At 72.2% G+C, this 20,132-nt stretch carries 17 protein-coding genes and 1 tRNA gene; 2 read left to right on the plus strand and 16 right to left on the minus strand.

Annotation, left to right across the window (positions count from 1 at the left end; translation table 11 throughout):
• Positions 1-16: 16 nt before the first annotated feature.
• The 9 genes from ACGFYQ_RS08070 to ACGFYQ_RS08110 form a co-directional block, all read right to left on the minus strand.
• Positions 17-604 carry a flavin reductase family protein gene (locus ACGFYQ_RS08070; RefSeq protein ID WP_393741188.1) on the minus strand — a complete coding sequence of 196 codons (588 nt, stop codon included), beginning with the start codon at positions 602-604 and terminating at the stop codon, positions 17-19.
• Positions 605-609: 5 nt separating this feature from the next.
• Positions 610-2,727 (minus strand): tetratricopeptide repeat protein, encoded by a 2,118-nt coding sequence (locus ACGFYQ_RS08075; RefSeq protein WP_393741190.1) that lies wholly within the window; start codon positions 2,725-2,727, stop codon positions 610-612.
• 59 nt (positions 2,728-2,786) lie between these two features.
• Positions 2,787-4,007: a hypothetical protein gene (locus ACGFYQ_RS08080; protein WP_393741192.1), complete on the minus strand. Its 1,221-nt coding sequence runs from the start codon at positions 4,005-4,007 to the stop codon at positions 2,787-2,789.
• Between the two features lie 374 nt (positions 4,008-4,381).
• Positions 4,382-6,280, minus strand: coding sequence for a beta-galactosidase (locus tag ACGFYQ_RS08085; RefSeq protein WP_393741194.1), 1,899 nt, complete (start codon positions 6,278-6,280; stop codon positions 4,382-4,384).
• Complete coding sequence (locus tag ACGFYQ_RS08090) at positions 6,277-7,314, minus strand: zinc-binding dehydrogenase (protein ID WP_393741196.1); 1,038 nt, start codon at positions 7,312-7,314, stop codon at positions 6,277-6,279. The genes ACGFYQ_RS08085 and ACGFYQ_RS08090 overlap by 4 nt, the downstream gene beginning before the upstream one ends.
• Complete coding sequence (locus ACGFYQ_RS08095) at positions 7,311-8,273, minus strand: inositol monophosphatase family protein (RefSeq protein ID WP_393741198.1); 963 nt, start codon at positions 8,271-8,273, stop codon at positions 7,311-7,313. The genes ACGFYQ_RS08090 and ACGFYQ_RS08095 overlap by 4 nt, the downstream gene beginning before the upstream one ends.
• Positions 8,270-9,538, minus strand: coding sequence for an aspartate aminotransferase family protein (locus ACGFYQ_RS08100; RefSeq protein WP_393741200.1), 1,269 nt, complete (start codon positions 9,536-9,538; stop codon positions 8,270-8,272). The genes ACGFYQ_RS08095 and ACGFYQ_RS08100 overlap by 4 nt, the downstream gene beginning before the upstream one ends.
• A 240-nt stretch (positions 9,539-9,778) precedes the next feature.
• Positions 9,779-10,381 (minus strand): HAD family hydrolase, encoded by a 603-nt coding sequence (locus ACGFYQ_RS08105; protein ID WP_393741202.1) that lies wholly within the window; start codon positions 10,379-10,381, stop codon positions 9,779-9,781.
• Positions 10,378-11,652, minus strand: coding sequence for an MFS transporter (locus ACGFYQ_RS08110; RefSeq protein WP_393741204.1), 1,275 nt, complete (start codon positions 11,650-11,652; stop codon positions 10,378-10,380). The genes ACGFYQ_RS08105 and ACGFYQ_RS08110 overlap by 4 nt, the downstream gene beginning before the upstream one ends.
• 163 nt (positions 11,653-11,815) lie before the next feature.
• Between ACGFYQ_RS08110 and ACGFYQ_RS08115 the strand changes: the two genes are divergently transcribed.
• Positions 11,816-12,583 (plus strand): DeoR/GlpR family DNA-binding transcription regulator, encoded by a 768-nt coding sequence (locus ACGFYQ_RS08115; protein ID WP_393741206.1) that lies wholly within the window; start codon positions 11,816-11,818, stop codon positions 12,581-12,583.
• 28 nt (positions 12,584-12,611) lie between these two features.
• On the opposite strand, the gene ACGFYQ_RS08120 is transcribed toward ACGFYQ_RS08115, so the two are convergent.
• The 3 genes from ACGFYQ_RS08120 to ACGFYQ_RS08130 form a co-directional block, all read right to left on the minus strand.
• Positions 12,612-14,426 carry an ABC transporter ATP-binding protein gene (locus ACGFYQ_RS08120; RefSeq protein ID WP_393741208.1) on the minus strand — a complete coding sequence of 605 codons (1,815 nt, stop codon included), beginning with the start codon at positions 14,424-14,426 and terminating at the stop codon, positions 12,612-12,614.
• Positions 14,427-14,530: 104 nt separating this feature from the next.
• A complete protein-coding gene (locus ACGFYQ_RS08125) occupies positions 14,531-15,850 on the minus strand; it encodes a cytochrome P450 (RefSeq protein WP_393741210.1) in 1,320 nt (439 codons plus the stop codon).
• Between the two features lie 188 nt (positions 15,851-16,038).
• Positions 16,039-16,112, minus strand: a tRNA-Pro gene (locus tag ACGFYQ_RS08130).
• A gap of 118 nt (positions 16,113-16,230) precedes the next feature.
• Here ACGFYQ_RS08130 and ACGFYQ_RS08135 point away from each other — a divergent pair.
• Positions 16,231-16,710, plus strand: a complete 480-nt coding sequence (locus ACGFYQ_RS08135; RefSeq protein WP_393741213.1) for a DUF309 domain-containing protein — start codon at positions 16,231-16,233, stop codon at positions 16,708-16,710.
• Positions 16,711-16,856: 146 nt separating this feature from the next.
• Here the strand turns inward: ACGFYQ_RS08135 and ACGFYQ_RS08140 are convergent, their stop codons facing one another.
• From ACGFYQ_RS08140 to ACGFYQ_RS08155, 4 genes are read right to left on the minus strand one after another with little or no spacing between them, the layout of a single operon-like run.
• On the minus strand, positions 16,857-17,249 hold the full coding sequence (locus tag ACGFYQ_RS08140; RefSeq protein ID WP_393741215.1) for a VOC family protein: 393 nt from the start codon (positions 17,247-17,249) through the stop codon (positions 16,857-16,859).
• 4 nt (positions 17,250-17,253) lie between these two features.
• Entirely contained in the window at positions 17,254-17,886 is a 633-nt protein-coding gene (locus tag ACGFYQ_RS08145) for a lactate utilization protein C (RefSeq protein WP_393741217.1), read from the minus strand.
• Positions 17,883-19,367, minus strand: a complete 1,485-nt coding sequence (locus tag ACGFYQ_RS08150) for a lactate utilization protein B (protein ID WP_393741218.1) — start codon at positions 19,365-19,367, stop codon at positions 17,883-17,885. Before ACGFYQ_RS08150 ends, ACGFYQ_RS08145 begins: the two co-directional genes overlap by 4 nt.
• Complete coding sequence (locus ACGFYQ_RS08155) at positions 19,364-20,119, minus strand: (Fe-S)-binding protein (RefSeq protein WP_393741220.1); 756 nt, start codon at positions 20,117-20,119, stop codon at positions 19,364-19,366. The genes ACGFYQ_RS08150 and ACGFYQ_RS08155 overlap by 4 nt, the downstream gene beginning before the upstream one ends.
• Positions 20,120-20,132: the final 13 nt, after the last annotated feature.

A 20,132-nucleotide genomic window follows, 5' to 3' on the forward strand; every position in this document is an offset into this window, starting at 1 on the left:
GGAACGGGCGGCTCCGTCAGCCCAGCCGCCAGTCGAGCCTCCGCCGGTAGTAGACGAGCGGCTCGCCCTCGCCGAGGACGCAGTTCCCCACCTCACCCACCAGGATCACGTGGTCGCCGTGGGGGAACACCGCGCCGGTCCGGCAGTTCAGGTACACGGGTACGCCGAGCAGCCGGGGCACCCGGTCGTCCCAGCTCCACGGCAGACCGGTGAACTTGTCCTCCGCGCCGCCGGCGAAGACCGCGGCGAGGTCGGCGTCCGCGGCGCCGAGCAGGTGGACTCCGAAAGCCGTGCCCGGGCGCGGGTCCAGCTCGCGGCAGGTCCGCGAGCTCCGCGCCAGCGCCACCAGCACGGAGGGGGGCCGCACGCTGTACGAGCAGACCGAGGACACGAGCAGTCCGCACGGCCGGCCGTCGGCCCGCCGTGCGGACACCACGGCGACCCCCGACACCAGGCGTGACATCGCCTCGGTGAACCGCTCCGCGAGCGGGCCCTGATCCGGCCGGGCCTGCTCATGCCGGGCCTGGTCCCGCGGGGCCGGGTCATGCGGGAGCTGGTCCTGCGGAGCCCGGTCACGCGGGGCCCGGCCCTGCCGGAGGGTCATCGGCCCTACCCGGCCGCGAGCAGGCAGGAGTCCCGGTGGCTGAGCGCGTCGGGGTCCTCGGTGGCGGCGAACACCGCGTCGAAGTCCGCCGCCGCCTCGGTGAAGCGGCCCGCCGCCTCGTGGACCACGGCCCGGTTGAAGCGGAACTCGGGGCGGTCCGCGAGCTCCACCGCGCGGTCGAAGTCCGCCGCCGCCGCGGCCAGATCACCCGCGGAGTAGGCGAGTTCGGCCTTGACGGCCCAGGCCTCGGCGAGCTTCGGATCGCTGCGCAACGCGGCCTCGACGGCCCGGGCCGCTTCCGCCGGCCGCCCGTCCTCGGCCAGCAGGCGCCCGTGCAGGCAGAGCAGGTGCGGGTGCTCGGGGGCCAGCGCAAGTCCGGCGGCCACGCTCTCCAGCGCCGCCTTCGCGTCCCCGAGGTCGTCCAGCACGCCGGCGCGGCCGAGCAGCGCCTCCACGTGCCCGGGGTCGAGCTCCAGGGTGCGGTCGAAGTCGGCGAGCGCGCCCTGGGTGTCACCCAGTTCCATCCGGGCGTCGCCCCGGTTGTAGTACGCCTCGGGGAAGGGCGGTTCGAGGCCGAGCGCCGTCTCGTAGTCGGCGATGGCCTCTTCGGTGCGGCCCAGCTTGCGCAGGATGTTGCCCCGGTTGAAGTAGTGGTCGGCGAAGTCGTTGTCCGCGTCCATGATCTCGGCGTAGTCCTCCAGGGCCGCCTCCAGACGGCCGCTCATGCCGTTGACCTGGGCCCGGTTGTAGCGCAGCCCGACCCGGTGCCAGGTCCGCTCGCCGAGGCCGAGTTCCCGGTCCAGCCTTTCCATGCCCTCGTCGAGCAGCCGGAGCGCCTCGTCGGGCCGCCCGGCCCGGACCTCCACCAGGGCGAGGCCGTTGCGGTTGAACACCGAGTAGAAGGCGCGCTCCTTGGGGTCGGGCAGCAGGTCCGCGATGGCGATGGCCTGGTTGACCCAGGCGCGGGCCTTGCGCTCGTCCCGGCGCTCCTCGGGGTAGTGGCGGGCGTAGAGCATCCCGATCTCGTAGGCGAGCTTCATGTGGTGCGCGGGGTCGGTGGTCGCCGTCCGCGCCTCCTCCTGGAGGACCGCCGACTCGTCGGGCCGGCCCGCGGCCGCCAGGCACACCCCGGTCTCCCGGATGAAGATCCACCACAGTCCGGGGCGCTCCGCCGGGTCCACGGCCCTTCGGCCCGCCTCGCCCAGTTCGGCGGCCGCGTGGTAGAAGCCCAGGTACTTGCACCGGTCGAGGGCCCACCGCAGGGCGTCCAGTCCCGCACCGCCGGCGTCGCTGCCGCGCATGAGGTGGTACGGCAGGGCGCCGAGCCGGAGCGAGGCTTCGCCCGCCTTCGCCCGCTCCGCCAGTTCCGCGGCCCGCCGGTCGTGCAGGGCTGCCCGCTCGGCGGGGGCCAGTTGCTCGTACGCGGCGAGGAGCCCGGGGTCGTCGTCGACTCCGTCGGCGTCGACGTACCGCCGGGCCGCCACGGGCCCGGCGGACGCGACGTCGGGGACGGGGTCGGGGACGGGACCGGGGGCCGGCCCGGTGATCCTGGTCGTGTACGCGTCGAGCGCGGCGGGCAGCGAGACGGAGAGGGTGCCCGGCGGATCGACCAGTTCCTCCGTACCGGAGCACACCACGATGGTGAGCAGGTCGGCCGGGATCCTCCGCACGGCGGCCGCCAGGAACTCCTGGTCGGTGGCGTCGGCGTGCTGGACGTTCTCCACGACCAGGGTCCGCGGTCCGTCGCCGAGATCGGCCAGCGCCGTGAGGAGGAAGTCGACCAGGCCGTGCGAGACCCGCAGGGAGTGCAGTCGTGCCGGGTAGCGGCTGACCTCGCCGGGGGCCGCCGACTGCTGTTCCAGGGCACGGGTGATCGCCGGTACCAGAGGCTTCAACTCCGGGGTGCTCTCCTGGAGTTCGATGTAGTGGCGGCCGGCGAGGGCGGGCCGGCGGCGGAGCGCTTCCGGGGCCACGGCCCGGAGCAGGGTGCCGGCGGCGGTGTACGGACCGCGCAAGCGCCGGTGCGCGTCCACGGCCGCGAGGAGGGGAGGCAGTTCGAGGCCGGCCCGCAGCCGGTCACGCTCCGAGCGCTGCGGAGCGGAGATCCAGTAGTGGCCGCTCATGGGCCTGCCTTTCACAGAGTGGCCGTCGGGAGTCCCGTCGGGGCGTTCCCTCGGGCGATTCAGGCGATGACGTGGTCGAGCCGGGACCGCCGGCTGCGCAGGCGCTCCCTGACGGCGATCCAGAGGGCGAGGCCGACCTGGGCGAAGGTCAGCAGCAGGAAGACCGAGGAGTCGAGCAGGAGGACCCAGTCCGCCCGGTGGCCCGCGGCGAAGCGGTCGAGCGAGGCGGTGATCATCTGCCAGAAGACCGGGCCGAGCCCGAGCAGGAACGTGCTCAGGCTGATCGTGTACCCGGCGAGGATCAGCCAGGAGTACCAGCGCGCCACCCGACGGTCCACGGGGTGCCACGCGTCCTCGTCGACCAGCAGGTGGGTCCGCCCCAGCAGCCGGTTGAACCGGTTGCGGAGCAGGCGTACGGACGTGGTGTGCAGGTCCACGCAGCCGAGCGCGGTGGTGATCAGCACGTACACGTCGGTGCGCAGATAGAGGAAGAACTGCCAGAGCAGCCGGATGACCGCGGCGAAGGCCACGGCCAGGCACACCCGGCCGACGAGCGCGGCCCCGCCGCCCGGCCCCATGGCGTCGGCCACCGTGATCAGCAGGCTGATCAGGACGACGTCGGCGACCATCCCGGCCAGGATGGGCAGATAGCGCTTGCGGCGCTCCACGGCGACCAGGCCGTCCAGGGAGGTCTCGACCACGAGGAAGTAGAAGCGGTACGACATCCGGGTCCGGGAGCGGATGCCGAGGCGGCGGCCGGCCAGCGCGTGGAACAGCTCGTGGACGGCGATCAGCGGGACGGCGACGATCAGCAGGACCACGTTGATCACCGCGTAGTAGTCGCTGAACAGCAGGTCCCGCGCGGTCGGTACGAGGCCGGGCTCCAGCAGCATGCGCAGCACCGCCCAGGCCGTGATCGCGCCGTAGCAGATCCAGGCCGCCGGTGAGAAGGCGGCCCGTCCGAGCCGCTGCCAGCGCACCGGCTCCGCCGCGACCGGTTCCTCGTCCGCCGCGCGGACGAAGCCGAGTTCGTACAGGGCCTCGACGACGTCGGCGACGTCGGCGCGCTCTCCGTACTCGGCCTCGTACCAGTCGGCGGCCTGCGCGGGTGTGGCCCCCTGCTGCAGGCGGCGTACCAGCTCGGCGCCGTCCGGCGGGAAGATCGCGTAGGAGTCGGTGTCCTGACGGCCGATGGTGACCTCGCCGCCGTCCTCCAGGTAGACCAGCGGGTGGAGCGCCAGCGGCGCGTCGTCGGAACTGCGGAGATCGTGGTCCGCCATGGCGCTGCTCCCTCTCTTCCTGCTCCCTCTCTTCCTGTTCTCCCGGGGCCCTTCCCGCCCCCGGGTGGCGCCGGGCCCCTGCCGTGGCCGGGGCACCGGCGCCGGACTCACCTGACGCGGGCTCAGGCGGGGTTCGGGTAGACCGAACAAGCGGAAGACGTGAGGCGGACGGGGCCGGCCTTACGAATCTGGATCTTCTTCATCTGTGCACCTCCTTCGCAGGATCGGGGGTTGTGCTCCCATCCTGGAGAGGGTCTCCAAAACTTCTCCATACGTCCGCCAAATTCCCTTCACACGGCCGGAACGGCCGTGTGAAGGGAGGGGCGGGCGGCGGGAGGCGCGCTGTCAGGTGCGCTGTCCCGCCGCCCGCGTTCTCAGGAGGCCGCGACGCGCAGCGCGTCGGCCTGCTCGCCGGCCCAGGTGAGGGCGACGGATGCGGTGGACGGCGGGGCCGGGGTGGCCAGCCAGCCCAGCAGGGCGTCACCGCGGGTGACGACGACGGCGGCGGAGCCCGCCGGGAGGTCCAGCTCCCAGCCGCCGCCGGGGCCGGTGATCCGGTCGCCGCCGTCCGTGGGGTTGAAGGCTCCGGTGATCCGTACGGCGCCGGGGCCGGTCCGGCTGAGTACGACCGCCCGCCGGTGCTCGGAGGTACGGCGCGGTGCGCCGGCCGAGGGCAGGGCAGCGACGAGGGCGGCGACCGATCCGTCGGCCGGGGCGCCCGCCGCGAGCCTCAGCTCACCGGGTGCTGCGGGCCCGTCCGGCGCCCCGGGGCCGTCCGGATCACGGGCACGCAGGATCCCGACGGGGATCCCGTGGCCGGCCCCGGCCTGCAGGGGGTGCTCGTCGAGCCATCCCAGGCCGATCAGCCGCCCGTGGTCGCGCAGCTGCTCCTGTACGGCGTCGGCGAGTTCCCCGAGCGGGGTACGGCCGTCGCGCTGCCAGGCGCCGGCCTCGGGCAGGGCCCGGTCGAGGAGGACCAGCGCGTCGCGTTCCAGTTCGCTGTCGAGGAGCTGGGCGCCGAAGCGGTCGAGGAAGGCGGCCAGCAGCCGTAGCCCTTCGGCGTTCGGGGTGTGCGCGCCGGCCTCGGTGAGCGGGGCTCCCGGGCAGTACGGCGGCGCGTGCAGGGCCGGGTCGACGCCTTCGGCGCGCAGTCCCGCGGGGTCCATGTCCACGAGGCCGCCCCAGCTGCCCGCGGCGCAGGCGGTGTAGACGCTGACCGTGGTGGAGCCGAGGAGCAGCGCCAGCAGCGCGTTGAACACCGGGGTGCGCGGCTGGGCGTAGCTCTCGTCGGTCCAGGTGAAGCCCCAGTTGGCCTCGACCACGTCGGTGCCGCCGAGCAGGATCCCGGTCAGGTGGGAGGAGAAGGCCTCGGTGTCGCGGGCCGGGTTTCCGACCCACTCGGTGTGGCCGGCCAGGTGCCGGGAGCCCTGCACGGCACGCTGCCGGGCGGCCCACGCGTCGAGGGCCCCCGGAGCCGTGGTGCTCGCCAGCGGTACGTTGGCCAGTCGGGCGGGACCGGCCGGGAAGAGGGCGGAGATCCTGTCCCACAGGCCGACGATGGCGTGGCCGCACCACTGGGACCACAGGCCGCGCAGGGCGCCGCTCCACCGGTCGAGGTCCCGGGCGGCCAGTGCGGCCTCGGCGGTCAGGCCGCGCCCGGTGAGCCAGTGCGCGAAGGCCTCGCGGGCGGCCGGTGAGGCGTCCTGGGCGTCGACGCGGAGGTTGGCCTCGCCGGCCATGCCCTCGTTGCCGAGCTGGAGCGCGACCACCGGTCCGTGGGGCGCCGCGGCCTTGGCCACGACCTCGTCGGCGACGGCGCGCAGCCAGGTCTCGGCCTCGGCTTGGACCGCCGGGTCCAGCAGGCTGGGCAGCGGTTTGTCCTGGGAGGTGAGGACCGTGCCGTCCAGGCCGCGGTACGGGGTGTACGCGGGTCCGCAGAGCCGGTCGGGCAGTCCGCCGAGCTGGACCTCGGCGTGGATGAAGGGGCCGGGTTTGAGGAGTACGGCCAGGTCCGCCCCGGCGGCCAGCTCCAGGAGCCCGGTCACGTCGCGCTGGGGGTCGGTCCGGCCGGTGAAGTCGAAGGTCCGCTCCGCGCCCTCGCCGGTCTCGTGGAACCGCCACGGCAGGTAGCAGGAGACGACGTCGACGCCGAGTCGGCGCAACTCGCGCAGGTTGGCGGCCCAGTTGGCGGGGTCGGCCCGGTAGTACGGGTACTCGCCGATGATGACGGGACGGCCCGCGGCCGGGACCAGGGCATCGTGGATCCGGGTCATGCCGCCGCCCCGGGGTGCGGGGGTACGAGGACGACCTTCAGCGCGGTGTACTCGGCGCCGGGGACGGCGGCGAGCGCCCTGAACGCCTCTTCGTGGTCCGCGAGGGGGAAACGGTGGGTGACCACGCGCTCCAGCGGCAGGGTCCGGGCGAGTTCGACGGCCTTGGGGAAGATCTGGCTGTTGTAGTCGCCCGCGCCGATGATCTGCAGGCCGCGCTGGAGCAGGCTCAGCGGGCGCACCGTGGCGGAGGCGTTGCTGTTGAAGCCCATGATGACGACCCGGCCGCGCAGTGCGGCATAGCCGATGCTCTGCTCCAGGAGACTGCCGACGGAGTCGACGACCAGGTCGCCCCGCTCGGCGAGTTCGCCGTCGTCGGGGGTGTGGACGGTGACGCGGCCGCCGAACTCGGGGGCGTCGAAGACCTCGCGGTCGAGCTGCCGGCGCACCGGGTCGGGTTCCACGAGGAGCACCCGGGCCCCGTACAGCTGGGCGGCCATGGCGGTGACCACGCCCATGGGTCCGCCGCCGACGACGATCGCCGTCTCGCCCGCGGCGAGCCGCCCGGCTTCGAGGTTGTTGAGGGCGCAGGCGAGCGGCTCGACGACGACGGCGCGGTCGAAGCTCATGCCGTCGGGTATGGCGTGGCAGAAGAGTTCGGGGAGCCGGATGAACTCCGCGAAGGAGCCGTCGTAGTCCAGGCCGACCTCGGTGCCCGTCTTGTGGCCGCAGAAGTTCAGGTGGCCTTCGAGGCAGGTGGGGCAGGTGCCGCAGTAGAGGGTGGGGTTGACGATGACCCGGTCGCCCACGGCGAAGCGGGTGACGCCGGGGCCGGTGGAGTCGACGATTCCGACGGCCTCGTGGCCCATCACCACACCGGTCTCGGCGGGGAACTTGCCGACGAGCACGCTGCGGTCGGTGCCGCAGATCCCGCTCTGTGTGACGCGGATGACGACGTCGTCGGCGCGGCCGGCCTCCGGCTTCGGGTGGTCGACCAGGGCGAGGGTGCGGTCGGGGTTGAGGGTCAGCGCCTTCATGATGTCTCCCTGGTGGCCGGGGTGGTGGTGCCGCCGAGGTCCCAGTGGACGGCGTCGAGCAGCTGCTTGTGGAGTTCGGGGGTGGAGGCGGCGATGCACGACTTCTGGTTCATGGGGCCGAGGTCCACCAGGGAGGTGGAGCCCAGGTCGTCGCCGTAGGCGTCGGTGATCACCACACCGGCGAGGCGGGCGAGGTAGACGGCGGCCGCGATGTCGTAGGGGAAGAGGTGCAGGATCGAGCCGCGGCCCACGCGCAGGAACTCGTCCTCCGTCCGCGGGTGGTCGCGCAGGACCCGGTTGCCGATGTCGACGAAGGCGTCGAGCTGACCGGTGATGATGCGAGAGATGGAGAAGGTGCTGCTGTTGAAGACGAAGATGCCGCCGGTGTTCGCCGACCGGTCGACCAGGTGGGCGTAGGCGTCGGTCATCAGCCGCATCGGGTGGCCGTTGAACTCGATCGACCAGAACATCGTGGCCAGGTCGGTGTTCCGGCTCAGGCGCGGCACCGGGGTGCGGAACCCGCCGCTGGAGAGGCCCTCCTCGTCGTCCCCGTAGATCCAGGCGCCGCTCTTGATCTCCACCAGGCAGGCGGCGGTGACGTCGGCGAGGGTGGGCGCCCCGTCGCGGTAGGGGGCGGCGGCGATGGACACCATGCCCATCTCCAGCCCGGCCGAGGTGGGGCGGGTGCCGTCGATCGGGTCGACGACGAGGAGGACCTGCGGGTCGGGCGCGAGCTCCACGTACGATCCGTCCTCGGTGTAGAGGGCGAGCGGGATCCCGGCGTGTGCGCGCAGGTGGTCGATCACGGCCCGTTCGGCCACCTCGTCCACGTCGAACTGGGCGTCGCCGCCGGGCGAGTCGCCGTGGACCTGGCGGGCGAGGCCGCGGTCCGCGTAGGCGAGGAGCTCGGAGCGGACGTGTGCGCCGAGTTCCGTCAGCAGCTTCCGCAGCTCCTTCATCGGGTCAGCTCCGCGAGGAAGAGGTTCTCCAGCTTGTCGCAGATCTCGTCGGCCTGGGCCATCGTGAGGATCAGCGGCGGGCGGATCTTGAGGACGTTTCCGTAGCCGTAGCGTGAGGTGCGCAGGATCAGCCCGTGCTCCATGGCCTTGTCGGCGAGGTGGTTGGTCAGTTTGACGGCGGGCTTGCCGTCGAGTTCGGCGATCTCGAAGCCGATCATGAGGCCGACGCCGCGGACGTCCACGATGGCCGGGTAGCGGCGCTGCATGTCGCGGAGGCGTTCCATGATGTGGTCGCCGGTCCTGGTCACGTTCGCGAGGAATTCCGGCCGGCGCACGATGTCCAGCGTGACGTTCGCGGCGGCGGCCGCGAGCAGGTTGGAACCGTAGGTGAAGGAGTGGTGGTTCGCGGGAAGTCCGGCGAGCCGCTCGTTGGTGATGATGGCGGCCACCTGCGCGCCCGATCCGCCGAGGCCCTTGGCGGTGGTGATCGCGTCCGGCTCGACACCGAAGTGCTGGGCGGCGAACATGTGGCCGGTACGGCCGATACCGGTCTGGATCTCGTCGAATATCAGGGCGATTCCCTGCTCGTCGCAGAATGCCCGGAGTTTTTGCATGTAGCCGTCCGGCGGGACGATGTTGCCGCCGTTTCCGGATATCGGCTCGATCAGCACGGCGGCGACCCGGCCGCTGCTGGCGTAGTCGACGAAATCCTCCAGGCGGTCGACGCACATCATTCCGCACGTGTCCTTCTGCTGCCCGTAGAAGCAGCGGAAGCAGTACGGGTCGGGCACTTGCAGGCTGCCCGGGAAGAGGTTGGGGAACGGCTCGCGGCGGAAGGAGTTGCCGGACATCGAGGTCATCATCATCGTCTGGCCGACATGGCTGCGGAACAGGGTGATGACATCGGACTTGCCCGTGGCGAGCTGGGCCATCTTGATGGCGCCCTCGTTGGCGGCCGACCCGCCGGACACCTTGGGGTGCACCTTCGTCAACCCGGCCGGCGAGGTCTCCACCAGGCGCCGGACGAGCCCGTTGATCGGGTCGCTCTGGTAGGAGGAGGTCAGGTGGACCACCTTGTCGAGCTGGTCCTTCATGGCCGCGATGACGGCCGGGTGGGAGTAGCCGAGGCTCAGGTTGAACGTGGCCGACGCGCAGTCGAGGTAGCGCCTGCCGTCCTCGTCGTACAGGTAGACACCCTCACCCCGCTCCATCTTGCGCTCGCTGACGGGGTAATAGAGGTGATCGGTGACAACGGTGCTGGCCATTTTTCCTTCTCACGCAGGTAAGGGAAAGACGTCAAGGCTTTGAAAGCTAGGCATGATTCATCCAAAGAGGCAGGGAACTGGCGGCCGCCGTACCGGCGGTTGATTCACCGGTGGCGGCGGCCCGGAATGTTTACCCGTATTGATCGGGTATCGGCGCCTGCTCATTCATACGATCACATCTCAAGTGACACTGGCAAGTGCCAATTCGGGACATGCGCGTCACTTCGCGTACCGGGAATTTCAGCCAGGGAATAGCGCGGCGAGCGCCCCGGTGGAGGTGAAGACGTGCCCCTGCAAGCCCAGTTCACGGGCCGCCGCGACGTTGTCGGCACGGTCGTCCACGAAGAGGATCTCCCCGGCGGGCAGCCCCAGTTCGCGTACGCACCACAGGTAGGAGGCGGGCTCCGGTTTGGCGCTGCCGATGCGGCAGGAGAACCCGACGACCGCGAACAGGTTCAGCCACGGCTCATATGTCTCGTACCGGACGGCCAGTTCCTCGGGGATGTTGGACAGCAGGCCGAGCGTGAGGCCGCGGTCGGCGAGGGAGCCGAGCAGGTCCACGCAGTCCTGGTCGACCTCGCTCCAGCTCGCCACGTCGGCCGCGATCAGTTCGGCGGTCAGGCGCTCGTCGAGCGGGACGTCCAGGACGTCGCAGACGCCCTTCCAATAGGCGGGGCCGGACACGTCCCCGCGGTCGTACGGGGCGCGCCGCGCCCAGTACGCGGCCCAGAACGCCTCGCGGTCCGCGCCGGCCGTGCGCTCCAGCACGGCCTGGGACGCGGGCGACTGGAGGCGCGCGATGACGCCGAACATGTCGAAGAGGACGGCTCTCACGGCGCTCATGCTTGGGCTCCTCGGGTCGGGACCGCGTCCGGGCGGGCCTCGGTGTCGGGGGCGGCGTCCGGGGCCGCGTCGGGGTCGGGGGCGGCGTCCGGGACCGCGTCGGGGTCGGGGGCGTTCCTGCGTAGCCAGACGCTGAGGACGGCGCAGACCGCGGCGAGTACGAACAGCACCAGCGGCGCCGCCCGCACGTCCATCGTGTCGATCACCCCGCCCAGCAGCGGCGGGAAGGCCACCCCGCCGATCATCGAGGCGGCGATTACGTACGCCCCGGCCGCGGCGACGCTCGGTACGGCCCGGTTCAGCCAGGGCAGGCAGGTGGGGAAGATGGGCGCGATCATCAGGCCGACGCCGAAGTACGCGTACGGGGCGAGGGCCGGGACGGTCGCGAGCAGCAGGAAGCCGGCCATGCCCGCGCAGCAGACGGTCAGGATGGACGGCGCGGACCAGCGCAGGCTCAGGGGGACGATGACGAACCGGCCGATGGTCATCGCCGCCCAGTAGGCGGAGGTCGCGGTAGCCGCGGTGGCGGCGCCGTAGCCGACCGCCTCCAGGTGGGTGGGCTCCCAGCCGCCGACGCCCGTCTCGATGGCCACGTGCAGGACGTAGACGCCGATGAACGCGGCGATGACGGGCAGGACGCGTGCTCCGCCCGCGCCACCGGCCTCCGCGCCGGCCGGCTCCGGCTCCCGGGCGGCCACTCCGCCCAGGGTGAGCAGGATGAGCAGGCAGACGACGCCGATGCCCACGAAGATCTCCGGATAGCTCTCCGCTCCGAGCCAGCCGACGAGGGCCGGGCCGGCGATCGCGCCCACTCCGAAGTGGCCGTTGAGCAGGTTCAGCATCGCGGTGCTGCGGCGTCCGAACCCGACGGCGAAGAGCTGGTTGAGGCCGTAGTCGATGCCGCCGAAGCCCAGTCCGATGACGAGGGTGCCGGTCAGGGCCAGGATCCAGCTCGGCGAGAACGCGAAGACCACCGCGCCCGCCGCCATGAGCAGGTACGAGCCGCCGAGCAGCGTGCGGTTGCTCAGCCGTCCCCGCAACACGTGGTAGATCAGCACTCCCAGCAGCGCGCCGACGAAGTGGGCGCTGAGACTGAGCCCGGCCACGGCGGGGCTGATGCCGAACTCGTCGCGCAGTGCCGGGATCGCGGGGCCGTACAGCGCCTGCAGTGCGCCGATCACCACGAATGCGGCGCACGAGGCGATGATCGCGACGGTGCTGAGCAGCGGTTTCGCCGTCTCGGACGGGTCGGCCTCATGGGTGGCGGACATCGCTCTCCTCATCGTTGCTTGATCGAAAGAACATCTATCATGTTCATTAGAGCCTTCAGATCACACACAACGGCGCACTTTACCCATACTTGATGTTCGTTGCCACAGGTGCCGTGTGCACTCCGGTCTCCGGCGGCTCCCTGCCTGTGCTAAAAGCAGACACATGAACGTGATGGAGAGACACAGGTTCGTGGTCGCGCTGCTCATGAAGGAGAACCGCGCGACCGTCGCGGAGCTGGCCGCCGCCACCGGTGCGTCGGAGATGACCATCCGCCGGGACCTGGAGGTACTGGAGTCCCGCGGGGCTCTGCGCCGGGTGCGGGGCGGCGCGGTGAGCAACCTGCCGGGCGGGGTCGAGCCGCCCTACGCGATCCGCGCCATGTCCGGCGCCCAGGCCAAGGAGCGCCTCGCGGCCACGGTGGTGAAGCTGCTCACCGACGGCGAGACCGTCGCCCTGGACACCGGCACCACCGCCGTGGCCGTCGCCAAGGCGATGGCCGACCGGAAGCTCACCGTCACCCCGCTGTCCCTGCACGCCGCCTTCACGCTCTCCGGACATCCGGGCATCCAGCTCGTGCTGCCCGGCGGCCAGGTACGCCCCGAAGAGCTCTCCTTCTACGGCCGCACACCCGTCCAGACGTTCCAGGACCTGTGCTTCGACACCTTCATCCTGGGCTGCTGCGGCGTGGACCCGGTCCAGGGCGCCACCGCGTACAACCTGGACGACGTACAGGTGAAGCGGGCCGCCGTTGCGGCCGCGCAGCGGGTGATCCTGGTCGCGACCGCCGACAAGCTCGGCCGCGCGGCGCTCGGACGCATCTGCACGATGGAACAGATCGCCCTCATCGTCACGGACGCGCCGGAGGACTCGCCGGTGGTCGAGGAACTGCGGGCACGGGGCGTGGAGGTGGTCCACCCGGCGGCCGCCTGAGCCCGGCGGGAGGACCGCCGGCCTCAGGTCAGCGCAGGTCTGCCCGCGCGGGCGTGTCGTCGAGGAAGCCGCCCGACTGGTGCTGCCACAGCTTCGCGTAGGCACCCTCCGCGGCGAGCAGCTGCTGGTGCGTGCCCTGTTCGACGATCCTTCCGCGGTCGAGGACGACGAGCTGGTCCATGCCGGCCACCGTGCTCAGCCGGTGCGCCACCACGAGCGCCGTCCGCCCCTCCATCAGCCGCCACAGCGCCTCCTGAACGAGGATCTCGCTCTCGGAGTCCAGGGCGCTGGTCGCCTCGTCGAGCAGCAGGATCGGCGCGTCGCGCAGGATCGCCCGGGCGAGCGCGACCCGCTGGCGCTGTCCGCCGGACAGCTTCACCCCGCGCTCGCCCACCATGGTGTCGAAGCCGTCCGGAAGCGCGTCGACGAACTCCGTGACGTGCGCCGCCTCGGCCGCGCGGCGGATCTCGGCGTCGGTGGCGTCCGGCCGGGCGAACGCGATGTTGTCCCGGAGCGTGCGGTGGAACATCGCCGGGTCCTGCGGCACGTAGGCGATCAGGCTGCGCAGGTCGGCCTGGCGGAGCCTGCTGATGTCCTGACCCCCGATCAGGATCCGGCCGGCGTCGATGTCCGTCATCCGCAGCAGCAGCCGGCTGAGCGTGGTCTTGCCGCCGCCGGACCGGCCGACGAGGCCGATCTTCGTCCCGCTGGGCACGGCCAGGTCCAGTCCCTCGAAGAGTGGCTCCGCCCCCGCGTGGGCGAAGTTCACCTTCTCGAAGCGCACGTCGGCGGCCCGGGACAGCAGCGGCTCCGGCGCCACCGGGTCGAGCACGGTCGGCGGTGTCAGCAGCAGTTCGGTGAACTGCGCGGCCTCCGTCATCGAGCTCTCCAGGCGACGGTAGATCTGGTTGAACTCGAACATGATCCGCGTCGCGTTGGCGTAGTAGGTGAAGGCGACGATGACCGCCTCCACGCCGTGGTCTCCCCCACCGAGCGCGACGGCGAGCAGCAGGCCCAGCACGTTGGTCAGTACGGACATCGGCGCGACCAGCGTGTCGATGCGCAGGTTGCCGTAGTCCCACGAACGCAGCGTGAGCCGCCGCGACTCCGCGACACGGGACCGGTGCTCGGCGGCCTCGCGTGCCTCGGCGGCGAACGACCGGACCGTGTCCATGTTCATCAGGCTGTCCGCGACGTGGCCCGAAACCCGGGCGATCGCCTCCTCCCGCTGGGCGACGAGCGCCTGACGGCGACGGATCAGAGGTGTCACGCACAGCCCCGTGACAGTGATCATCGTCAAGAGCCCGACCACGAGCAGCGGGTCGTACTGCCACAGCACCACCGATGCGAACACCAGGGGTACGAAGCTGCCCATGACCGAGAACGTCAGCGTGTCGACGAACTCCTCGAAGCGGGAGGCGAAGCTCAGGACCCGCTTGGTCAGCGACCCCGCGAAGTTGTCGTGGAAGAACGCCGCGTCCTTCGCGAACAGCTCGTCCATGCCGATCACGTACAGCTGCTCGATGCCGCGGGCGTCGAGGCGGTTCAGGCAGTGCAGTCCGATGCGCCACAGCGTCTCCGCGAGCAGCAGGACCCCGGCGAAGCCGAGGACATAGGGCATCGTCCAGGCGATGCCGGTACCGGCGTCCCCGGCGATCCGGCCGACGAGCTTCGCGACGACCAGCGGCGCGATGTAGTTGATGCCGATGTTGCCCAGCGCCGGGAGCAGCATCGCGGGCACCGTCAGCCATCGGAGCCGGGCCAACTCCCGTCCGTAGTAGCGAAGCGCGAGGAGCACCGGACCCCTGCCCGGCGAACCTTTGCGTGATTCGGGCGATCCCATCCCAACCCCGTCTTGTCGGACTGTCAGGTCAAAAACGGAGTGTCCCGCAAGAACGCCCACGCGGTCCAAGCGTTTTCTTCCACCGGAACCGACCGGCTCGGGTCTCAGCCCAGCGTCGCGGGGGCAGGGCCGTCGGGGCGGACGGTGATGCTGTAGACGGCCTTGGCCGGGGTGGAGCGGAAGCGCGGGGTGTGGGCGGGCAGCAGGTGCTCGAGCAGGACGGTCGACTCCCGGAGGGCGAACTGCAGGCCCAGGCAGGCCCGGGGCCCGATGCCGAACGGGAGGTAGCTCCCCGGGTGGGTGGGACGTCGTCCGGGGGTGGTGAAGCGCCCCGGATCGAACCGCGCCGGGTCCTCCCAGAGCCCGGGGTCCCGGTGTGTGAGGTAGGGGCAGACGAGCACGTCGGTGCCGGCCTCGACCTGGTATCCGGCGAGGATGTCGTCCTCCGCCGCGCAGCGCGGCAGTATCCAGGCGGACGGATAGAAGCGCAGCGTTTCGTGGACGAGCGCCTGGACGGCCTGCCGCCGCTCGGGGGACCCCTCGGCGCCCGCGGCGAGGGCCTGCTCCCGCGCCTGCGGGTTCCGGTCCAGCAGGAGGTAGAGCCAGGTCAGGGTGGTGGCGGTGGTCTCGTGACCGGCGACCAGCAGGGTGACCAGCTCGTCGCGGATCAGCCGGTCGGTGTACTCGGGACGCGTTCCGGCCGCCTCCAGCAGGACGTGCAGAAGGCCGGGACCGTCGGGTCCGGCCTCTCCGTCGCGGGCGGCGGCGATGGCGTGGCTCGCCACGGCGTCGATCCTGGCCAGCTCGGCGGCGACGGCCCCTCGGGCGGCGGCGCCGTCGGCGGGCAGGCTGGGCAGCGCGGCCACCACGGCGGGCACGGCCGCCAGTTCGCGCTCCGTTCCGGGGTCGAGGGGATGGCCGGTCAGGGAGCGCCAGATGGTGTCCAGGGCGAAGCGGCGCATCTCGTAGCCGACGTCGAGGACCTGTCCGGTACGGGCGTACCCGGCCCAGCGCTCGGCGGTGGTCCGGGCGGCCTCGGTGATCCGCTGCTCGTAGCGGCGCATCCCCCGGCCGGTGAACTGGGACTGCAGCAGCCGCCGTTGCCGCTGCCACGCCTCGCCCGTCGCGGCCAGGACTCCGTCGCCGATCAGCAGTCGGGCGCGGTGCGAGCGCTTCACGTACCGCCCGGGATGGAGTGCGAGGACGTGCTGCACGGCGTGGGGGTCGGTGATCAGGACGGTCGGGCGCGGACCGAGCCGGAACGCGGCGACGCCGCCGAGCCGTTCGCGCGCCTGGGCGAACAGGTCGACGAGTTCCCCTCCCCCGGCCTGCCACTGCCCGACGAGGGCGGGATCCAGCTCGGGGACCCGGCGACCGGCCGGGGAGGGGCTCGGAAGGGAGCCGGGGCGTGCGTGGGTGGCCACGGGTCTGCTCCTGTTCGGCAGCTGTGCCTCGTCACGGGCGGATGCGGGCATCACGCACTGTAGGGGAGCGGGCGCGGTGGGCGACAGCCCGCCCTCGTCCCTCCCGCGCTCCGGCCACTCCCCCGGAAACGATCAAGGGGCCGTTTCGGATTGCTCCGAAACGGCCCCTGATCTACGACTCTCTCGAGTCGGGACGACAGGATTTGAACCTGCGACCCCTTGACCCCCAGTCAAGTGCGCTACCAAGCTGCGCCACGTCCCGATGTGCTTCCGGCTGTACTTTCGACCGGGTTTCCCCTGTCTCGGCGGCACATGCAGAACATTACCCCACGCAGAAGGGTGTGCATGCACCGGTAATCGGCGAGGGAGAGGATGGGGTGGTGAACACACGCGATCGGGATGCCGAAGGGCGGGCACGCAGTGCGCGGCCCAGGGACGGACTGGGGCGGCCGCTGCCCTACGGGGCGCCCGGGGTGGAGTGGCAGCCCGAGGGGGTCGTGCGCTCCCCCGCGGAGACCGTCCGGGAGGCGCAGCGGCTGTTGGACGCCGGGATGCCGTTCCACGCGCACGAGGTGCTCGAGGACGCCTGGAAGTCCGGGCCCGAGGCCGCGGCCCCGCTCTGGCGGGGCCTCGCGCAGCTCGCGGTCGGACTGACGCACAGCGCGCGCGGGAACGCGGTCGGCGGGGCGCGGCTGCTGCGCCGCGGGGCCGCCGCGATCGAGGGGCTGGACGGGCGGCCGTACGGGATCGACGTGCCGGGCCTGGTGCGCTGGGCCCGGGAGCTGGCCGGCCGGGTCGCGGACGGCGGCCCGGCCGTCGATGCCGCGCGGGAGGCGCCTCGGCTAAGGACTGTCCCGTAATCCCCGGCGGGCGCACGACGTCAGCTACGGCACCTCGCTGCGTTGCCGGAACGCCCGAATACGCCCAGTATGTGGGCGCCCCTCCGCCTTGCGATGCACCGCATCTGACGCCGTGCGCTGATCCACCGGGGATTACGGGACAGCCCTTAGCGCGCGGGCTGGAGTAGGTCCCAGCGGTTCCCGTAGAGGTCCTCGAAGACGGCCACGGAGCCGTACGCCTCGTGGCGCGGCTCCTCCAGGAAGCGGACGCCCTCGGCGGTCATGCGGGCGTGGTCGCGCGCGAAGTCGTCGGTGTGGAGGAAGAAGCCGACGCGGCCGCCCGTCTGGTCGCCGACCCGGGAGCGCTGGGCCTCGTCCTTGGCGCGGGCCAGCAGCAGCGCGGTCTCCTCGGCGCCGGGCGGGCGGACCACCACCCAGCGGGAGCCGTCGGGGCGCTCGGTGTCCTCGGCAAGGTCGAAGCCGAGGGCGCGGGTGTAGAAGTCGATGGCCTCGTCGTAGTCGTGGACCACGAGGGCGGTGAGGGCGATGTGGGAGGGCATGACCCTATTGTGCGCCGAGGAGGATCACCTCCAGGGTGCGGGGGCCGTGGACTCCTTCCACCCGGTCGAGTTCGATGTCGCTGGTCGCGGAGGGGCCGGAGATCCAGGTCAGCGGGCGGGTGGGGTCGAGGCGTTCGAGGGCCTGCGGTACGGAGTCCACCAGCTGTCCGGGGATCCGGACCACGCACACGTGGTGGTCGGGGACGAGCGTGATGCGGCGCCGGCCCTGGTCCAGGCCGCCGTCGAGGACGATCGTGCCGGTCTCGGCGATGGCCAGGGCGCAGCCCGTCACGACGCTGTCGACGGCGTCCAGTTCGTACGGGGTGGACCCGGCGCGGTCGTGGACGCGGGCCGGGCCGGTGGCGGCCGGGAGCCAGTGCGGGGGCAGGGCGGGCGGGACGAGGACCGTCCGCGCGCCGCGGGCGGCCAGCAGGCGGGCGAGGAGCGCCGGGAGGCCGTCCTCGGCCGTGCGGTGGACCTTCGCACGGTACTCGGCCAGATGGGCGGCGAGGAGGTCGGCGCTCTCGGCCGGGGTACGGGTGCCGTGCACTCGGAGGTAGTCCCGGGGGACGTCCACCTCGGGGCCGCCCGGAACGGCCCGGCGGATGCGGGCCAGGACGCGGTCTCTGCTCGTCATCGGGAGGCCTCCCGTTCCCTGGTCCACCAGTCGCGGAAGGACTCCGCCGGAAGGGCGGGCAGTTCGCGGGTGTCGGTCCAGGCCCGCCCCGGTCCCGGCAGCCGGCGCGGACGCAGCCGGCGGGCCCTGGCCAGCAGGCGCTCGCCCGCCCGCAGCGCGGCGGGGCGGTCCAGGAGCAGCCGGGCGGCGCGCATGGCGGCCCGTTCGGCGGTGTGGCCGTGCGCGGGGCGGACCGTGACGCGGATGCCGTCCCGGGTCACCGGGCCGCCCTGGGCCACGCGTTCGCGCAGGTGGACGAGGACCTCGGGGATGTCGATGGCGACGGGGCAGACCTCGTAGCAGGCCCCGCACAGGGTGGACGCGTAGGGCAGCGAGGCGTCGATCTCGCTGCCGGTACCCCGCAGTTGGGGGCTGAGGATGGCGCCGATGGGGCCCGGGTAGACGGAGCCGTAGGCATGGCCGCCGGCGCGCTCGTAGACGGGGCAGACGTTGAGGCAGGCGGAGCAGCGGATGCAGCGCAGGGCCTGGCGGCCCACCTCGTCGGCGAGGGTGTCGGTCCGGCCGTTGTCGAGGAGGACGAGGTGGAAGGCGGAGGGCCCGTCGCCGTCCGTCGTACCGGTCCACATCGTCGTGTACGGGTTCATCCGCTCGGCCGTCGAGGAGCGCGGCAGCGTCTGGAGGAAGATCTCCAGGTCCCGGAAGGTCGGGACCACCTTCTCGACGCCCACGACCGAGATCAGGGTCTCGGGCAGGGTCAGGCACATCCGGCCGTTGCCCTCGGACTCGAACACGACCATCGTGCCGGTCTCGGCGACCATGAAGTTGGCTCCGGAGACGGCGACTTTGGCCCGCAGGAACTTCTCGCGCAGGTGCAGGCGCGCCGCCTCGGCGAGCTCCCGCGGGTCGTCGCCGAGCGGCTCGGGCGCCGCCCGGCCCCAACGGCCCATCTCCGTCCGGAAGATGTCGCGGATCTCGGCGCGGTTGCGGTGGATGGCCGGGACCAGGATGTGGGAGGGGCGGTCGTGGCCGAGCTGGACGATGAGTTCGGCGAGGTCGGTCTCGTACGCGGCGATCCCGGCGGCCTCCAGCGCCTCGTTGAGGCCGATCTCCTGGGTGGCCATGGACTTGACCTTGACCACTTCCCGCTCGCCGGTCGCCAGGACCAGGCCGGTGACGATCCGGTTCGCCTCCTCGGCGTCGACCGCCCAGTGGACGGTACCGCCGGCCGCCGTCACCGCCTCCTCCAGCTGGACGAGGTAGCGGTCGAGATGGCGCAGGGTGTGGTCCTTGACGGCCTTGCCGGCCGCGCGCAGCCGGTCCCAGTCCGCCAGCTCGGCGACCGCCCGGGCCCGTTTGTCGCGGATGGTGTGCGTGGCGTGCCGGAGATTGGCTCGCAGTACGTCGTCCCGTACTGCCTCGCGGGCCGCGTCGGGAAACGCGGGCATGCCGAGGTACGTCCCCGTGCCGGTCGCCCCTGTCATCGCAGCGGTTCCTCCTCGGTGGCGGCCAGGATCTCGGCGAGGTGCAGGGCGCGCAGCGGGGCTCCGGCCCGGCGCAGCAGGCCGTCGAGGTGGGCCAGGCAGGAGTTGTCCGCGCCGCACAGCACCTCCGCACCCGTGGCCCGGGCGTTGCCGATCTTGTCGCCGCCCATCGCGGCCGACACGTCCGGGTTCTTGACCGCGAAGGTCCCGCCGAAACCGCAGCACTCCTCGGCGCCGGGCAGCTCGATCAGCTCCAGGCCCTTGACCGCGGCGAGCAGCCGTCGCGGCCGGTCCCCGAGCCCGAGTGCTCGTAGACCGTGACAAGACGGGTGATAGGTGACGGTGTGCGGGAAGTACGCGCCCACGTCGGTCACGCCGAGCACGTCGACGAGGAATTCGGTCAGCTCGTACACGCGGGGCGCCAGCGACCGCGCCGCCTCGGCGAGCGCGGTGCCGCGGCCCTCCGCCGCCGCCTTCCCGCCGATGCGGGGGTAGTGCTCGCGGATCATCGCGGCGCAGGACCCGGAGGGGGTGACCACGTACGCGTACTCCGCGAAGGCCTCGGCCGTGCGCCGCATCAGCGGTTCGGTCTCGTGCCGGTAGCCGGTGTTGTACTGCGGCTGCCCGCAGCAGCTCTGGGCCGCCGGGAAGTCCACGGTGACGCCGAGCCGCTCCAGGAGCCGTACGACGGCGACGCCGGTCCGCGGGTACAGCGCGTCGTTGACGCAGGTGACGAACAGGGCGACGCGCATGACGGGCAGAATA

The organism is Streptomyces sp. NPDC048258 (assembly GCF_043201995.1).
In the GTDB taxonomy this organism is placed as follows: Bacteria; Actinomycetota; Actinomycetes; order Streptomycetales; family Streptomycetaceae; genus Streptomyces.